Annotated in this window: 1 protein-coding gene; it reads left to right on the top strand. The window is 47.1% G+C overall.

Going from position 1 to position 932, the window contains the following annotated elements; all coding sequences use genetic code 11:
• The coding region (tuf, locus tag AACV20_RS12895) for an elongation factor Tu (protein ID WP_170908092.1) at positions 1-932 on the top strand (932 nt) is incomplete at both ends.

Genomic DNA, 932 nt, shown 5'->3' with positions numbered 1-932 from the left:
TGTCTAAAGCAAAATTTGAACGTACGAAACCGCACGTAAACGTTGGTACTATCGGCCACGTTGACCACGGTAAAACAACTCTAACTGCTGCTATCTGTACTACACTTTCAAAAGTGTACGGTGGTGAAGCGAAAGACTTCGCATCTATCGATAACGCTCCAGAAGAGCGCGAGCGCGGTATTACAATCAATACTTCTCACGTAGAGTACGATACACCAGCACGCCACTACGCACACGTAGACTGCCCAGGACACGCTGACTATGTTAAAAACATGATCACAGGTGCTGCGCAAATGGACGGCGGTATCCTAGTTGTTGCTGCAACAGATGGCCCAATGCCACAAACTCGTGAGCACATCCTACTTGGTCGCCAAGTTGGTATTCCTTACATCATCGTATTCATGAACAAATGTGACATGGTTGATGATGAAGAGCTTCTAGAGCTAGTAGAAATGGAAGTTCGTGAGCTTCTATCTGAGTACGATTTCCCAGGTGATGACCTACCAGTTATCCAAGGTTCTGCACTAGGCGCACTAAACGGCGAAGAGCAGTGGGAAGCGAAAATCATTGAACTTGCTGAAGCGCTAGACACTTACATTCCAGAGCCTGAGCGTGCAGTAGACCAAGCATTCCTACTACCAATCGAAGACGTATTCTCAATCCAAGGTCGTGGTACAGTAGTAACTGGCCGTATCGAGCGCGGTATCCTACGTGTAGGTGACGAAGTTGCGATCATTGGTATCAAAGACACAATCACAACGACTTGTACAGGTGTTGAGATGTTCCGTAAGCTGCTTGACGAAGGTCGTGCAGGTGAGAACGTTGGTGCACTTCTACGTGGTACTAAGCGTGATGAAGTAGAACGTGGTCAAGTACTAGCGAAACCAGGTTCAATCACTCCACACACTAAGTTCGAGTCAGAAGTGTATGTA

Source organism: Vibrio sp. B4-6 (assembly GCF_963888245.1).
Classification (GTDB): Bacteria; Pseudomonadota; Gammaproteobacteria; order Enterobacterales; family Vibrionaceae; genus Vibrio; species Vibrio anguillarum.
This window is presented reverse-complemented; position numbering and strand designations above follow the sequence as displayed.